This window comes from Pseudomonas sp. JQ36 (assembly GCF_053851495.1).
In genome coordinates, this window is sequence record NZ_CM132642.1 from 362,052 (window position 1) to 379,217 (window position 17,166).

At 58.8% G+C, this 17,166-nt stretch carries 10 protein-coding genes; 6 read left to right on the top strand and 4 right to left on the bottom strand.

Features of this window, described 5'->3' with window-relative positions:
- Positions 1–359: 359 nt before the first annotated feature.
- The 3 genes from ACS4NR_RS01795 to ACS4NR_RS01805 all read left to right on the top strand — a co-directional run bounded on the left by ACS4NR_RS01795 (position 360) and on the right by ACS4NR_RS01805 (position 6,948).
- Positions 360–2,309: a hypothetical protein gene (locus ACS4NR_RS01795; RefSeq protein WP_456018953.1), complete on the top strand. Its 1,950-nt coding sequence runs from the start codon at positions 360–362 to the stop codon at positions 2,307–2,309.
- Between the two features lie 157 nt (positions 2,310–2,466).
- A complete protein-coding gene (locus ACS4NR_RS01800; RefSeq protein WP_456018954.1) occupies positions 2,467–4,416 on the top strand; it encodes a hypothetical protein in 1,950 nt (649 codons plus the stop codon).
- A 285-nt stretch (positions 4,417–4,701) separates the two neighbouring features.
- Complete coding sequence (locus ACS4NR_RS01805; RefSeq protein WP_456018955.1) at positions 4,702–6,948, top strand: autotransporter outer membrane beta-barrel domain-containing protein; 2,247 nt, start codon at positions 4,702–4,704, stop codon at positions 6,946–6,948.
- Between the two features lie 114 nt (positions 6,949–7,062).
- On the opposite strand, the gene ACS4NR_RS01810 is transcribed toward ACS4NR_RS01805, so the two are convergent.
- The 3 genes from ACS4NR_RS01810 to ACS4NR_RS01820 all read right to left on the bottom strand — a co-directional run bounded on the left by ACS4NR_RS01810 (position 7,063) and on the right by ACS4NR_RS01820 (position 9,773).
- Positions 7,063–8,556, bottom strand: a complete 1,494-nt coding sequence (locus ACS4NR_RS01810) for a hypothetical protein (protein WP_456018956.1) — start codon at positions 8,554–8,556, stop codon at positions 7,063–7,065.
- Between the two features lie 223 nt (positions 8,557–8,779).
- On the bottom strand, positions 8,780–9,175 hold the full coding sequence (locus tag ACS4NR_RS01815) for a YbaN family protein (protein ID WP_115987066.1): 396 nt from the start codon (positions 9,173–9,175) through the stop codon (positions 8,780–8,782).
- A 10-nt stretch (positions 9,176–9,185) separates the two neighbouring features.
- Positions 9,186–9,773, bottom strand: coding sequence for a UPF0149 family protein (locus ACS4NR_RS01820; RefSeq protein WP_007962155.1), 588 nt, complete (start codon positions 9,771–9,773; stop codon positions 9,186–9,188).
- Between the two features lie 396 nt (positions 9,774–10,169).
- On the opposite strand from ACS4NR_RS01820, the gene recQ reads away from it, so the two are divergent.
- The 3 genes from recQ (at position 10,170) to ACS4NR_RS01835 (ending at position 14,773) form a co-directional block, all read left to right on the top strand.
- Entirely contained in the window at positions 10,170–12,299 is a 2,130-nt protein-coding gene (recQ, locus tag ACS4NR_RS01825) for a DNA helicase RecQ (RefSeq protein ID WP_095139318.1), read from the top strand.
- 133 nt (positions 12,300–12,432) lie between these two features.
- On the top strand, positions 12,433–12,867 hold the full coding sequence (locus ACS4NR_RS01830; RefSeq protein ID WP_007962151.1) for a MarR family transcriptional regulator: 435 nt from the start codon (positions 12,433–12,435) through the stop codon (positions 12,865–12,867).
- Positions 12,868–12,994: 127 nt separating this feature from the next.
- Complete coding sequence (locus ACS4NR_RS01835) at positions 12,995–14,773, top strand: FimV/HubP family polar landmark protein (protein ID WP_456018957.1); 1,779 nt, start codon at positions 12,995–12,997, stop codon at positions 14,771–14,773.
- A 142-nt stretch (positions 14,774–14,915) separates the two neighbouring features.
- Here the strand turns inward: ACS4NR_RS01835 and ACS4NR_RS01840 are convergent, their stop codons facing one another.
- Complete coding sequence (locus ACS4NR_RS01840; protein ID WP_456018958.1) at positions 14,916–17,117, bottom strand: patatin-like phospholipase family protein; 2,202 nt, start codon at positions 17,115–17,117, stop codon at positions 14,916–14,918.
- Positions 17,118–17,166 lie beyond the last annotated feature (49 nt).

Consider the following 17,166-nt stretch of genomic DNA (forward strand, 5'->3'; position numbering starts at 1 on the left):
TGCTTCCCAGTAGGCGCTGCCGCAGGGTAGTCGACTCTGCGGTGAACCCCAACCTATGACGAGGGAGTCTGCTCCCGCTGGGTCGCGCGGCGAGTTCATCCCCCATTCTGCTCAACAAAAATGCAGCCTCACGCTGAGCTGACTGTTCAGTCATTTCTATCGACTTCCCGACAAACGGTAAGCAAACCTAGTATTTCTGACAGTAGTCAGCTTTTTCCGCCAGGCATCTAATTGGGTCACAAACGTTCCACGCCATCGTCAGTCAACGGCCCGTTTTATCTTCACGACTGCCCTGCGCGAGAACACTGTCCGCTCAATTGCCGTGGAGTTTCGCAATGGTGCCCCCAGAAGAGTCGTCGATGGATCCGCAACACGCACGCGGCGATGACGAACCAAGTCTTGTGGTTATTCCAGAACCGATTGTTCCGGATATCCTGAAAGACGAAGAGGGAAATGAGAGCCCGGACGGGCTATTACCTCGCGATGTATTGAATCGCGATTTGAAAATCACGATTCCGGCGTGGGATTTCTCGACAGAGCCGGAATTCGCAAAAGACGTCGTGTTGGTGGGCTTCAGGCGACGGGGGCTTCCCTTTGATGACGACACGGCGGGGGTGTTCCCGTTCGATATTCCCATTGATCCGGGTGACAAGATTGTTTCGGTGCCTCAAAGGGACTTGGCATCTGGCGTTTACGACCTGTCGTACAAGCTCGTGATTGGTGGCAACGACGCGGAATCGCTGAAAAAAACCATCACCGTCGATAGAGTGTCGCCGGATGACGGCCAGGAACCGGCGATGCTGGAACTGCTGGATCTTGTGGGCGACATCACCGATGACTATTTGGACGAGCACGGTCAGGTTCGTTTCAAAGTACGCCTCTATCTGGACGTGAAGGCCCGTGACCGGGCGATTTATTACTGGACGGACACCAACACGCCACCGGACTTCGAAACCGAAATCCGCGAGCAGGCGTTCAGTCAGTTGGATATCGACAACGATCAACTCATCATCACCGTCTACGCAGACGAAATTCGCCTGCGCGGTCATGGGCAGCGATACATCTATTATCGCTTGCGCGACTGGGCCGGAAACCGGGGACCGCGCTCGCGGCCGCTGCCTGTGTTCGTCGATCTGACCCCGGGGGCACCCATTCACAAGCCTCCGCGCATCCCCCTGTCGGACAGAGGCTTGATCGATCGTCAGCACGCCCGGGAGGGGGCGGTCAACCAAGGGGCGGTGACGGTCGAAATCGATGCCTATGACAATCCGTTGAGCGGCGATCAGGTACTGCTGGACTGGGATGGCACTGTTCTGCCGCCGCAGGATGTCGACCCGGCCAACTTTCCTTGCGTGATCCCTGTGCCGTGGAGTGCGCTCACAGCCAAGGGGCTGGGTCCGGTGAATGCTCGTGTCACTTACCGCGTGCGCACAAGGGGCGTCGATAGCAAACCATCAATGGAAACCCTGGTATCGGTGAACCTGACGGTGGCAGGCCAGGATCACGCCAATGCGCCGGCGTTGTTGAACCCCAAGCTTGCCTTGCTGGAGATCTACGGCGCCAACTCCAAAGTGCTGAACACATTGCTTACCGAAGATTTCGGCGAGGACGCCGACGGCTTCCTGACCTTGTTCGACGCACCTGAACGAGGACACACGATCGAAGTTTATTGGGGGAGCATCAGTACGCCCGTGGCGAGATACATCGTCCAGACCGGTGACGTTGCCGGCAAGAGAGTGCCGTTCAATATTCCATGGTCGGTCATTGACCAGGACCGGCTGAACCCGGCGTTGCCGGTCCATTACACCACCAGCAATGGCGTCAACCAGCAGTTGGCGCCATTCACGCCCGTCAAGGTGTCGATCATCATTATCGAAGGTCTCCAAGAGCCTTCGTTCCCTGACGCTGGCATCGAAGGGACGCTTGACTGTTGTGCGAAACCGCGTCTCTGGGAGCGGGTGCGCGTGAGGATTGAAGGCAACCCGGTGTTTGACGAGAAGGACATCGTGACGTTGTTCTGGCAGGGATGCGCGGGACCGAATGGCACCACGCCCATTCCCAAGGCCGCGGACCGGTTCTCGACCACCTTGAGTGCGGATCAGGCAAGAAACGGTTTTGAAGTGCATGTGACCGATTACGAAAGATTGATAGCGCCGATGCAAAACCGGGGTTCGGCGTTATGTCATTACACCTTGAAAAAGTTTACGGGTGGACGGGGTGTTTCAAAAAAAGATTTCGTGATTATCAATCGAACCATGGCCAGTGGTGCAGTGTGCTCACCCACTAATGAAACCTGTACGGAACCGTAACGGGTAATTGATTAATTAAAGTGCATTAGCCGTTTTTAGTCGGGACAGTCACGAGTATTTATTCGTGGCTGACAGAGAGTGTTGTGCCCGCATTTTGGGCGTTAGTTGATTGACAAAATTCCGGGCAAATAAAGCCCGTTTCTGAAGGAGCTGAAAAATGGCAAGTCCGAAACCATTGACGCCCGCTGAACAAAGTCGGGTCGATTATATGAAAGTTCGCCATGCTGTTACAAAAGCTGATGCACCCGTCATCAAAGTGCATCCAGATAACCCATTTCTAAGCGATACGTCGGATGATGAAATCAATCAGATTCCGCTGAGCCTGCAGGGAAAGCCTTTCAAGTGTCAGGTTCCGAGGCCTGCGGCTAGCGAACATGACGGAGTGCCGGGCTTCATTGATCTGACGTTTGACGGAAGTCCGATAGTCTCTACTCGATACAATTATGTGACGCCGCTGGACCCCGATATTCTTGAAATCGACATGACGTTTCCTGTCGGATACACCGATAGGCCGGGGACACATGAGTTGGGATACTTTATCGATCAAGGCGGTAATGAGAGCAACTCTGTTCCGTTGAAGTGCAATGTTGACAGAACTCCTCCACACCCGTTTTTTCCGGTTATTCTTCCGCAGGAAGTGATAGATGAAGGTATTACCAAAAAATATCTGGACGACATTGGTTTCGTAGCTATTAAGATTCCTGATTATGGAGATATGAGGATTGGCGATTTTATAGAGGTGTTATATGGGGACTCGATACCGTTGGCAGAGGTTGTCGATTCGATCATCAGGATTGATACCACCACTGAGATCGAGCTTGAACTTACCGCTGAACAGGTATTCAAGCGAGATGAAGGGACTCACGCGATTTTTTTCAGAATCACCGACCGTAAGGGAAACCTAAGTGCTATTTCTCCATCAGTCCTTGTTACGGTCGTTCTGACAGACCCACCCGAGGGGCTGGTGGAGCTTAGTATTCCGCTGTTTGACGGTGTCGGTGACGGTCTGGTCGATCTGGCGGATGCGCAAAACCCTTTGGGCGTGGGAATCCTTAACGAATACACCCACTACTTGCCGGGAGATGAGTTGGTGGTGGCCTACGACGACATTCCGCAGATGGCGAAGCCCATCAGCGGGTTCCCGTTCTACGTCGATATTTCATTCAAAGACGTGTTCAACAACGACCCTGGTGTAAAAACTGTAGCGGCCCGCTACCAAATCAAACGCGGCAGCACCTATTACCCGCCAACTCCGATTTCCAAAGATGTTGTCGTTGATTTGCGAAAGCCCGGTCTGCCGATTGATCCGGAAAATCCAGACCCGACCAATCCAATTCTGGCGTTGGTGACGGTTCAGGGTGATTCCGGAGGCCCAGTCAATACGTTGCGAGAAGCCGACAAAGATGGGGTTGTTACTGTCACGGTCAATACCTATGCCGACGCCAAGGAAGATGACACCGTTCAACTTGAATATGCGGGCCAGCTTGTTTCTGAGGCGGATGGTGGCCTCATTACGATTCCAAGCACTATTCCCACATCTCTACAGTGGGAAGTCGAGTGGAGCGTTTTTGAGGCGGCAGGTAACGGTGATCCAACGCACCCGATGGCTTACGTCATCGGTCATTCGCTAAACGACAACGTAGATATTTCAGAACCTCGGAATGTGGATGTGGAGATTCAAGTGGACACTGTCCCTGATCCGGCATTTTTACACCTTGATCCTAACTATACTGACTGGCTGAACTGCAAATCCTTGCGCCTGGATCCCATCGAGGGTGTGGTGGTCGAGGTGCACGTCCCGGGCGGGGAATTGGCACTGGCGAATCAAGAGCTGACATTCACCTATCAGGGTTATACCGACGACGGCGGTGCAAACCCCAAACCCGGGACAGACAAGGAGGTGCTCTACACACCGACAGATCAGGAGGCCGCGTCCGGCTTCATTGTGAAGATCCCATACGCGCCCTTGCTCGCGACTCTGAATGCGTGGGGTAGCGTCGGTTATACGGCTGTCATTAACGGGCGCGACGTTCCCTCCAAAGAGCATTTGGTCAAGGTGTACCTGGTCAATCCGGGTGATGGCGGAACTTGCCCGTTGCCTACCTGATTCAATGCGTTTCAAAGGAAACACGGGAGGCCGCTACGCCTCCCGTGTCCTCGCTGAAACGGTTGCTGAAACAGGCGGATCATTCCTCGAGCGGGAAAGGACTTTTCCGTCCGGAGCTAGGACTTCTCCTACATTTTTGCTTGACCCGGATAGGTATTGTTCGCGCCTCTTACAGTCTTTTGGCGTTTCTTCTGAAAGATGTGAGGTGATGAACATTCAGGAAGCCACGTCATGAACAAAAACCATGTTTCGCTGCAAAAAAATGCTGCGGCAGGACTCTTTAAAATGCTGGTCGTGCTGCCAGCATTTTTTTCTACCGGCGGGCATTCTTTTGCCGCCGTTATTGTCGATAACGGCAATACGCTGAATATCGATGCAAGCACACCACAGAGCGATTATCTGGTACGCAACGCAAGTGTGCTGAACATCGCGGGGGCCAGCACCCAGAGTCTGTCTGTCACGTCCGGATCAACGTTGAATATCAACGGCGCAACGGTCAATGCCGACAGTGGGCTGGTGGGTATCCGCATAACCGGCAGCACGGGTGATCTCACTCGCGCCATCGTGACCAGTGACTTTATGGGGCTGGCGGTCAATCGGTCTATCGGCTCGACCCTGGGCTCCACGGTCACTGCAACCGACAGTCAATTCAAGGGTGGGGAAATCGGTGCTCAGGTCACCGGCTTGAGCACGCTCACGCTCATCAACAGTCAGGTGACGGGCACAGGGGCTGACAGTACCGGCCTGAACATATTGGGGGGGGATGTACGCGCCTCCGCAAACACGGTTATCAGCGGCGACAAGACCGGGGTGTCTATGGGCAGGGATCCTTCGGGCCTGGGCAACAATTCACTGCGGCTCGACAACGCCAGTGTGGAAGGCCGCACCGGTGATGCGATTCTTGTGGACAAGGGCATCAATGCCACCCTTGAGTTGTTGAACCAGTCTTCCCTGACGGGGGGCAACGGCAACGTGCTGACGGTGCAGGGCGCTTCCACCGCGGGCATGTCTGTCAGCGACAGCACGCTGCAAGGCAACGTCAACGTCACCGGCAACAGTACCGCCAATCTCACCTTCGATCAGGGCAACATGAAGGGCGATGTGCTGGTCGAAAACGGTTCGACCGCCAATGTCACCCTGCAGAACAACTCGCAACTGACCGGCCGTCTCGACAAGGTCAACGGCGTGACCGTCAACAGCGGTTCTAGCTGGACCCTGACAGGCGCTGACACTGTAGGAACACTCGCCATGAATGGCGGGACGGTGCGCTTTGGTGCGCAGGATGTGCCTGATACGTTCTACCAGTTGAACGTCGGCACGCTGGCCGGCTCGCCGGATGGTTCCAGTACGTTCGAAATGAAGGGCAATTTCGCCACCGGTCAGCACGACTTCCTCAATGTCACGGGTGTAGCCAGCGGGCAATTCGGATTACTGGTGGCCGCTTCCGGTCTGGACGCGCTGAGCCCGCAGCAGTTGACCCTGGTGCACACCGCCGCCGGCGACGCGCAATTTGCCCTGAGAGGCGGGCATGTCGATCTGGGTACCTGGTCTTATAAACTTGATCGGCGAGAAGTGGGGGAGGGCGGAACGGAATGGTTTCTCGACCCGACCAGCAAGACCATCAGCCCCGGGGCGAAATCGGTACTGGCGCTGTTCAACGCTCCGGTGACGCTGTTGTATGCCGAGGCGGCAACTTTGCGCAGCCGCATGGGCGAGTTGCGTTTCAATGGGGGTGACACCGGCCTGTGGATGCGCACCTATGGCAACAAGTACAACATCAGCGCCGCTTCCGGCGTGGGTTATCAGCAGACCCAGCAAGGGCTTTCTCTGGGGGCGGATACGCACCTGGGCGACAGTCTGTGGGTGGCCGGGATCATGGGCGGCTACAGCCATACCAACCTGGACGTCGCACAGGGGACTTCGGGTACGGTCGACAGCTACTATCTGGGCCCTTACGTGACCTGGATGAACAAGCAGAGCGGTTACTACTTTGATGCGCTGCTCAAGTTCAACCGCTTTCAGAGCGATACGAAAGTCGGCATGAGCGATGGCACCCGCGCCAAGGGCAGTTATGACAGCTCCGGTGTCAGCGCTTCGGCGGAGTTCGGTCGCCAGATCAAACTGGAGGATGGCTACTTCATCGAGCCGTACGGCAAACTGTCGACGGCGGTGATTCAGGGGCGCAACTTTGATCTGGACAATGGCATGGAGGCCGATGGCGATCGCAGCCGCTCGGTGCTGGGTGAAGCGGGCACCACTGTGGGCCGCAACTTCAACATGGGCAATGGCATGGTCGCCCAGCCTTATGTGCGCGTTGCGGTGCAGCACGAGTTCATCAATAACAACCGCGTGACGGTCAACGCTGATAATCAGTTCAACAACGACCTGTCTGGCACCCGTGGTGTGCTGGGAGCAGGCGTTGCAGTGGCATTGACCAAGGACCTGCAGGTGTATGCCGGTTACGACTACAGCCATGGCAAGTACATCAAGAAGCCGTATGACTTGAATGCCGGAGTGCGCTGGACCTGGTAAGCAGCCTCATGATGTGAATACCTGAAAACGCCTCGCACCTGCGGGGCGTTTTTTTGTGCTGGCCTGCCGGGCAATCCGCTGTCCGGGCCGGCGGGTTGACCTGACACCTGCGACTCAGGTGAATCGCAACACGTTGATTTCCTGATGCCCGGACTCATGCGTGCCCCGCCAGTGCGGCCCGTCACGGGACACCCGGTAGAACAGATTCAGTGCACCGTTCTCCAGCACCCGCAGATGTTTTCCCGGCACGTACAAGGTCACGAGATGATTTTCCACGTCCTCCGGGCTGACGATGTGCCCAGCCTCATACAAGTAGGGAATGCCATTGGCCTTGGTGCCCAGCCAGGCCATGTCGACGATATCGTCCGCGGTCATGCCCGGGTACTGAATGTTCACGGTGGCCGATGTGATATCGGCGCTCACCGTATTGCCCGCGGCTTCGCTTAAGACCGGCGCGGGGATCCGGCCTTCCACGCTGGCGAGTTCGTGCCTGGAGGGGAGCGCAGAGCCGTCGTCCTTTTTGTAGCGCACATACGATACGTCTGCGGTTCCTATGGCAATCGCCCGGACCTGCGCATTCGGAATCTGAAACATGAGGATGCTGGGGAAGCTTTCCACCCTCTGGGATTGTTGGTTGGGCAACGGAGCACCGGTGGGTGGTGTGCCTACCCAGGTCATGGTGACGGTGTCACCCATCTCGAAATCGCTGGTGGAGGCGCGAACATGCACGTTGACATCGCGATTGTTCAATTTATCGAGATCAATGATGCCGTTGACTGACTCCTGGATAATCGGCTCATCCAGCTGCCGGATTCCGGACATGACTTTGACTGTGGTCCTCAGCGACCACTTCTCGGAGTGGTTGAATACCTCGTCATGGATCCCGTAATGCACCACCTGCGCGTTGCCGTCGCCACCGGCCACAATATCGTCCTGGTGTGCGGTGATCTCGATAGGTGCCGTGCCGGCTGCCTCATCGGCGCTGACGGTATGAGGTGGCAAGAAGGCATTGCCCCATTGCACCTGGATAACGTCGCGCACGGCGATGTTCGGGTAGGGAGGAATAACCATCGGCACACCCTTGGCTGCCCAAACCGCGTCCACGCCGTTAACGATGACGTCGCGCGGCAGCTGCACGATGTGCAATTTTGCATGTCCGGGCAAATGGGGTTCATCGTCTTTGCCGCCCGGCAGATCCAGCTTCACCAGTATTCGCAAGGGCGTGGCGGGCTCGTCGGGGCTGGTGCTGCCTGCGCGGGTCAGTACGTAGTAGACCTCGTCGACCCAGCCGGGAAGGATGTTCGTCACAGGCAGGAAGAAAAACACCGGTTGGTTGCTGCCGTCTTCGTCATCTTGCAGTACCCGGGTAAAGATCTTGTGGTCCTTGCCCCAATAGATATCGAGCGTGTCACCTTTGCGCATGGGTTCGGCGTAGGCATCGACGGCGCAGAACAAACCGTCGGAATATTGGTAGTAGGTTTTGCAGTTGATACCGCCGTCCCCATCGACGATCGGCTCTATCATGGCCGAAATCCGCAAGGGACGCAGTTTCAGCCCCGGAATTTCAGTCTGCAAGCGTGGAAACAGGAAGGAGTGAAAGTGCGTCATGACGAAAAACCTCAGCGAAGGACATGGGGCTCTGCGAGGAAGGCGTTGATTGATTGGGCCTGATATGGCGAGTGTTGCCTACTGTCAGAAATAACAGGTAGGAGGTTTTTTCCGACGAGTGGTCAGTGGCAGGGCACTTGGATAACTGGCTCGAAACCCAGTAGATAGACAGCCTGAGGCGCTGTATCGGGGATAAATGCAGATGTAGCGGGGGCGGCGGTATTCAGGATTTATCCAAAGTCTTTTGCCGAAGGATGTACACCGTCACCAACACCGCGCTGGTCAACATGAACCCCCGCGCCCACGGCAGCGGCACCAGGTAACACGAAAACAGAATGCTCGCCCACATCAAGCCGATCGCGTAGACCTTGCCCTTGAGCGGTATGCCGTTGCCGTCGAGGTAGTCACGAATCCATGGCCCGAGCTTCGGGTGTTCGACCAGCCATTGATAGAAACGCGGAGAGCTGCGCGCGAAGCAGGCGGCCGCCAGCAAAAGGAAAGGGGTGGTGGGCAGAACAGGCAGGAAAATCCCGATCACCCCCAATGCCACGCTGAGCCAGCCGACGGCCAGCAGGATGTAGCGCAACATCAGGGGGCGGTTGCCTATGGGGTTGTCCATAGGCTGAGGCTTAATGGTGACGTGGCTTGAGGATCGCCGGTTTTTCGTCCGGGGCCTGGCACAGCAGGTACAGCGCGGTCAGGGCTTCCGGGATCTGCACGATCATGTCGTCCATCAGGTTGGCGTCCTTGGCGATGTCTTCGAACTCTGGCTGTTCGTCGAACAGGCCGGAACCGACCATGATCGGCAGGAGCATTTCGCTGACTTCTTCTTCAGCGGTCTCGAACCAGGCTGCTTCACGCAGGAATACGCCTTCCATGAAACCGATGCACCAGCCGCGCAGTTCGGAGTCGTCCGGCTCGTCGCCCAGGTCCAGGTCGCACGGCAGTTCGAATTCTTCGTCGGACGCCAGTTGGCGGGCGATGTGTGCCTTGAGACCGATCAGGGTGGCTTCGATTTCTTCGCGCTGGGCCTCGCTGCTGTAATGCGGCTCTTCGGCGAACAGGGCGTCTATCCACTCACGCTCCGGTACGTCTTCTGCACAGATCGACAGGGCGGTCAGGTAACCGTGGGCGGCCACGTAATCCAGCGCCTCTTCGTGCAGCTCGTCGGCGTCGAGAAAGACTTGCAGGCGGGTTAGTTGCTCAGCGAAGGACATTACGGGGCTACCTTGGGGGAATAAACAATGCGGGAATTCTAGGCCTTCTTGCTCGCTCAAGCCAGCCGCATGGCAGATTTGCCGCAATTACAGGCAACACGAATATGCCTGTGGGAGCGGGCTTGCTCGCGAATACGGTGTATCAGACACTTTTGCATCGACTGGCACGCCGCCTTCGCGAGCAAGCCCGCTCCCACAGGGTTTTCGTGTTGGCGGCTAGCGGAGTCTTATCAGCGGCACCCTGTGCCGGGGAACGCTCGGGTATACTGCCGCGTTTTGCGCTCCCTGCTCGTATTGCGGCTGTCATTGCAATGCGCTCTTACGTTTTGTTTAAGCAGCTGTGGCTGTCCTGAACCAGCCTGTGCAGGGATGTTTCGGTAGATTTTTGGAGTTTTTATGCTCGAACAGGCTCAACGCGTCCTCAAGGACATCTTCGGCTACGACAGTTTCCGTGGCCGTCAGGGTGCAATCATTGAGCGCGTGGCCAGCGGCGGTGATGCGCTGGTGCTGATGCCTACCGGTGGCGGCAAATCCCTGTGCTTCCAGGTGCCGGCGCTGTTGCGCGAAGGCCTGGCGGTGGTGGTGTCGCCGCTGATCGCCTTGATGGACGATCAGGTCGCCACCCTCGAAGAGCTCGGCGTGGCTGCGGCGGCGCTGAACTCCACGTTGAGCGCCGAGCAGCAGCGTGACCTCGCCGCGCGAATCAAACGTGGCGAAGTGAAAATGCTCTATCTGGCGCCCGAGCGTCTGGTGCAGCCGCGCATGCTGTCGTTCCTGCAAGGCTTGAACATCGCGCTGTTCGCCATCGACGAAGCGCACTGCGTGTCGCAATGGGGCCACGACTTCCGTCCGGAATACCTGCAACTGGGCCAGTTGGCGGAAATGTTCCCCGACGTGCCGCGCATCGCCCTGACCGCCACCGCCGACAAGCGTACCCGCGAAGAAATCGTCACCCGCCTGCATCTGCAGAACGCCGAGCGCTTCCTGTCGAGCTTCGACCGGCCGAACATTTTCTACCGCATCGTGCCCAAGGAGCAGCCGCGCAAGCAGTTGCTCGCGTTTCTCGCCGAACGGCGCAGCGATGCCGGCATCGTCTATTGCCTGTCGCGCAAGAAGGTTGAAGAAGTCGCCGCGTTTCTCAGCGAGCAGGGCTTCCCGGCGCTGCCGTATCACGCCGGTTTGCCCAATGATCTGCGCGCCTATCACCAGAAGCGTTTCCTCAACGAGGAAGGCCTGATCATGGTCGCCACCGTGGCGTTCGGCATGGGCATCGACAAGCCCAACGTGCGTTTTGTCGCGCACCTCGATCTGCCGAAATCCCTGGAAGCCTATTACCAGGAAACCGGGCGCGGCGGCCGTGATGGCCTGCCGGCGGATGCGTGGATGGCTTACGGTCTGCAAGACGTGGTGATGCTCAAGCAGATGCTGCAGAACTCCGAGGGCGACGAGCGCCACAAGCGTCTGGAGCAGCACAAGCTCGACGCGATGCTCTCGCTCTGCGAAGAAACCCGCTGCCGCCGGCAGACCTTGCTGGCGTATTTCGACGAGGACATGCCCGAGCCGTGCGGCCACTGCGACAACTGCGTCGACGGCGTGCAGACCTGGGACGCCACCGAGCCGGCGCGCCAGGCGCTGTCGGCGATCTATCGCACCGGCCAGCGCTATGGTGTCGGCCATCTGGTGGACGTGTTGCTGGGCAAGGACAACGAAAAGGTGCGTAGCTTTGGTCATCAGCACCTGTCGGTGTACGGCGTCGGCAAGGCGTTGAGCGAGAGCGAATGGCGCTCGCTGTTCCGACAACTGGTGGCCCGTGGTCTGGCTGATGTCGATCATGAAGGTTATGGCGGTCTGCGCCTGAGCGACACCTGCCGGCCATTGCTCAAGGGCGAAGTGAGCCTGGAGCTGCGTCGCGACCTCAAACCGCAGGTCACCGCCAAGACCGCCAGCAAGAGCCCGGCCAGTCAGTTGGTGCGTGGCGAAGAGCGCGAACAGTGGGAAGCCTTGCGTGCGTTGCGGCGCAAACTCGCCGAAGAGCATGGCGTGCCACCGTACGTCATCTTCCCCGACTCGACCCTGCTGGAAATGCTCCGCAGCCAGCCGACCTCGCTGGCCGACATGGCCCGGGTCAGCGGTGTCGGTGCACGCAAGCTGGAACGTTATGGCGAGGCCTTCCTCGAAGTGCTCGGCGGCGAGGCCGAAGCGCCGAAAGTGGTCGCCGACGTGCGCCACGAACTGATCACCCTGGCCCGCGCCGGCATGACCCCGATGCAGATCGCCGGGCAGCTGCAGTGCTCGGAAAAGAACGTCTACAGCATGCTTGCCGAGGCCATTGGCAAGCAGCAATTGTCGCTGGAGCAGGCGCTGGATTTGCCGGAAGAACTGATGGGCGAAGTGCAGGACGCGTTCCTCGATGGCGAGGGCGAATTGCCGTCTGTCGCTGAAGTGGCTGAGCTGTTCGCCGGTCGGGTTCCGGAAGGCGTTCTTTACTGCGTAAGGGCTGCGCTGCAATCTGAATTCGAAATGTAAGACGGCGATTGCGCCAACCGTCAGGCAGTTGTAACGATTCAGTACGGATCGGCTCTTGCCTATAGCCAAATGTCATGCTTAGCTGACTAATAATTAGTTTTTCTCTATTTTTCAGTCTACTCATGAGTGTTTTATGCCGTTAACCGATCAACACCGCTTTGGCATGCAACTGGCCCAGATGTCCCGTGGCTGGCGTGCCGAACTGGACCGCCGGCTGGCCGGTCTGGGTTTGTCCCAGGCACGCTGGCTGGTGCTGCTGCATCTGGCGCGTTTCGAAGACGCGCCGACCCAACGCGAGCTGGCGCAGAGCGTCGGTGTCGAAGGGCCGACCCTCGCGCGCTTGCTCGACAGCCTGGAAAGCCAGGGCCTGGTGCAACGTCAGTCAGTGATGGAAGACCGCCGGGCGAAAAAAATCGTCCTCTGCGCGCCCGCGCTGCCGCTGATCGAACAAATCGAAACCATTGCCACGCAATTGCGCCACGAGTTGTTCGAAGGCGTCGACGAGGCGGATCTGAAGGTGTGCATGCGCGTTCACGGGCACATTCTGGCCAACCTGGAAAAATCTTGAGGCATAACCGCGTACCGGTTTTTTGAGGGATCGCGCTGAGCAGACTATAAGAACTACTGGGCAATATCGTGTTCGTACCGGATGTGCGAACGCATAGAAACCGGTTTTGCTTATTTAAGGGATGCTCATGCACGCAAGTCGGCACGTGGTACTGCGCGGTAGCGCCAAATGGCTGCTGGTCGCTGGCGTATTCTGCTATTCGACCTGGTCGATGGCACTGGGGCTGGGCGACATTACCGTCCACTCGGGCCTCAATCAGCCGCTCAAGGCCGACATCGCGCTGGTGGATGCCGCGGGCCTCAGTGCCAGCGACCTCTCGGCCAGCCTGGCCACCGCGGATGAGTTCGGCCGGGCCGGGGTCGAGCGGGTGTTTTTCCTCAATGACCTCAAGTTCACCCCGATCCTGCATGGCAATCGCCAGATGATCCGGGTGACCTCGCGCAAGCCGGTCAATGAACCCTATCTGAATTTTCTGGTGCAGCTCGATCAGCCCAATGGCCGCTTGTTGCGCGAGTACACGCTGCTGATCGATCCGCCCGGATCACCGGGTATCGTGCCGGCCACGGACGAGCCCGATCCACGTCCGCAATCCTCTGAATTCCCCACCGTCGAACCTGCCACGGCGGCCCCGCAGGCTGCCCAGGGCAAACGCGATGCGCCGCCTTCTGCGCCGGCATCGGCAGCGGCGGCTGCGCCCTTCAGCGATGCCTTGGCCGAGCAATTGGCGGCCAGCGTGTTGCTCAATCAGCAACTGCAGAAGACGGTCGACGACCTCAACGTCAAACTGCAGGCGCAGGAGGTGCAGATTGCTGACGGTAGAAAGCACGTCAGTGATCTGCAAACGCGTTTGAGCGAGTTGCAAAAGCCCCCGGCACCGGCCGTTACGCCGCCGCCAACTGCGCCCGCAGCAACCCCAGCGCCGCCAGCCGAAGACGATGGTCTCAACTGGCCGTTGCTCGGTGGTTTGCTGCTGTTGCTGGGCCTGTTGGGGGGCGTGCTGTTCGTGCGCCGTCGCCGTCAACGGGTTCAGGATGCAGCGCCGCTGGCGCTGGCCCCGACAGGTCTCGCGCCAGATCTGGATGACACACCCACCACAGCCTCGCCCAGCCTCGGCGCAGCGCACGAACATCGTGAAGAACCGGCGGCAGGCGATGTACTGGAAGCGGTGGGGATCTATCTGGCTTACGGGCGACTGAACGAGGCCGTCGGGTTGCTGCGCAATGCCCTGGACAAGGAGCCGGAGCGCATCGATCTGGGCGTGCAGTTGCTCGAGGTGCTGGGGCGTCAGGGTGACAGCGCCGCTTATGAGCAACAGGAAAACCAGTTGCGTGGGGCAGGGGTTGATCCTCAGCAATTGGCCGCGATCCGTGAACGGCATCCGAAATTGAACAGCGCTGCGCCGATCACCCCGGTATTGCCGATCGTCGCTGCTGCGGCAGTGGCCGCTCCTGCGCCACCGGCGCCCGAGGATGATTTCGAATTGAATCTGGGTGAGCTGTCGATGGCGTCCAGTTGGGATCTTGAGGACAGTCGTTCGGCACCTGAGCAGCACGTGGATCCGTCTGTATCGAATTCGGGGCTTGAAATCCTGCCAGCGGATTTCGAGTTGCCCGAAACAGTGGCCAGCGAAGAGGCGGAGCTGGAGTGGATCCCCGAACCGGACGCGCAGCCGCTGGACGATGACTTTCTCAATGCGTTCGGCGATCCTCCGTCCACTCTGGCGCTGGAGCCGCTGAGCTTGCAGGAGCCGGAACCTGCTGTCGGGTCAGTGAAACTCGAACAGGCACAGACCTGCATTGATGATGGGGATATCGACAGCGCGATTGCCTTGCTCAACGAATTGCTCAAGGAAGGGGATGAACCCCTCAAGCAAACGGCGCGGACGTTATTGGCGGGGATTCGCTGAAGGTTGAGTCAGCGGAATTGTGCGGTGACCGGACTATCGCCTTCGCGAGCAAGCCCGCTCCCACAGTTGGAATGCGTTCCAGTGTGGGAGCGGGCTTGCTCGCGAAGGCGGCCTGGCAGGCACCATAGATCCACCTGAATGATCAGAACGTCTGCCCCAGATTCAGATAAACCGCCTGCTCGTTCGCATCATTCAAACCGTAGGTGAAGTTCAGCGGCCCCAGCGGCGTATCGAAGCCGATAAACACACTGGCGGCATTGATGTAGCCGCTGTCGAATTCATTGTCGTTGTTCCACGCCCGCCCACGTTCCAGCGACGCCCCGGCATACAGCGGGAAGTCCAGGGGCAGGTAGGCGCGCGGTGTCAACCGGCGGTAATACACCGCGCGCATCAGGCTGACGTTCTGCCCGGAGATCGAATCCTCGCGAAAGCCCGACAACTGTCGCGCACCGCCGAGCAGGAAGCTCGACGTCACCACGTTGGCGTCGTCCAGCGTTCGGCCATAGCGCCCGCCGAGAATCAGCGTATCCGGGCCATGGCTCATGGCTTTGTCGAGTTTGAATTCCCACTGCCGGTAGCGCGTGTCCGAGCCCAGGCTTGGTTCGAATTGCAGCAGGGTCAGGCTGACGTCCTTGCCCTCGTGGGGGAAATAGACGTTGTCCAGCGAGTCGTACGAGTACTTCAGCGAGTAGAAACCTTCAGTGAAGTTTTCCCTCGGCAGGTCCTGATCACCGATTCGCACGTCCGCCTTGCCCCAAGCCTCGCCAACCCCGAAGCGGATTTCGCCGTTGTTGCCGATCTGTCGGCCGAAATTGAGGCCGAAACCGTAGCGTTCGACGCGGTATTGGGCGATCGGATCGTTGTCGAGCACGGCATCGACGTTCTGCGCCTCAAACGCAGCATACGGCGCGACGAAGTAGCGCGAGCCAACGTCCAGCGGCTGATAGAACTCGGTATACAGTTCCTGCTTGTCGCCGATTTGTGCGCGGGTCAGCCATTCCGCGCCGAGGCGGTTGATGCCGTTGATGCGGTAACTGGCGCCGAGGTTGAAGGCGCTGTCACCGCGCATGTCGTCTGACAGGTTCAGGCCGACCCGCAGGTAATCGGTGCCGCTGCGTTTGCCCCGGGCGCTGATCACCAGCGTGTGATCCTGACCCTTGTGCACCACGCGGTACTGCACCTGTTCGAAGTAGTCGAGGCCGTATAGCGTGCCCATGTCCGAGTGCAGCCGACCGAGATCCAGCGGCTCACCAATGGGCTGGCGGATGTAATAGCGGATCACCTCATTGCCGACTTTCGAATCGTTCTCGACCCTGATCGCGGTGATGATCGGCGTGCGCTGGCCCGGGGCGCGGGCGGCATTGAGTTCGGCGTCTTGGGATTCGTGAGGTTTGAGCTGAGCGAGGCGGGCGTCGAGAATCCGCGTGGCGCGGTAACCGGCGTCGATCATCTCCTGGGCTTTGCCGAAGTCGGTGACGCCGAACGCCGCCAGCGCCGGCTGGATCAGCACGTCGGTGGGTTTGAGGGCGGCCAGTTGTTCTTCGGAGTTGCGCCGGGTCATCAGGGTGATCGACTGGTTCAGCACGTCGACCACGGTGGCCAGTTGCTTGCGGTTGCGCAGCGGCGTGCCGATGTCGACCACGATCGCCACATCGACGCCCATTTCCCGCGCGACGTCGAGCGGGATGTTGTCGGTCATGCCGCCGTCCACCAGTAGCCGCCCGTCCAGTTCGACCGGGGCGAACACCGCCGGAATCGACATGCTGGCGCGGATCACCTGCGGCAGGTGGCCTTTGCGGAACACCACTTTTTCGCCGTTGGCGATGTCGGTGGCGACGGCGCGGAACGGGATCGGCAGTTTGTCGAAGTCGCGGGTGTCACTGGTGTGCGCCAACAGGCTTTCCAGCATCAGCGCCAGGTTCTGGCCCTGAATCACTCCCAGCGGCAGGCCGAGGCTACCGTCATCGCGAAAACTCAGTTGCTGTTTCACCAGAAAATCGCGGTCGTCCTGCTTGCGGCGAAACGGCACGTCTTCCCGGGGCGGGGCGTCGGACAGTGCCTGCTGCCAGTCAATGTTCAGCGCGAGTTTTTCCAGTTCATCGATCTTGTAGCCCGAGGCATACAGGCCACCGACCACCGCACCCATGCTGGTGCCGGCAATCGCGTCGATCTTTATCCCTTGTTCTTCAAGAGCCTTGAGCACACCGATGTGCGCCAGGCCACGGGCGGCACCACCGGACAACACCAGGCCGACTTTGGGGCGGGGGGCTTCGGCGGCATGCACGATGACATTAGCAAAGAGGGGCAGGAAGCCAAGCAGCAGGCAGAACAGCAAACGGCGCATGGTGAGTCTCGGGGCAAGCGATAAAGCCGGCTATTATAGCGGCGCCCTC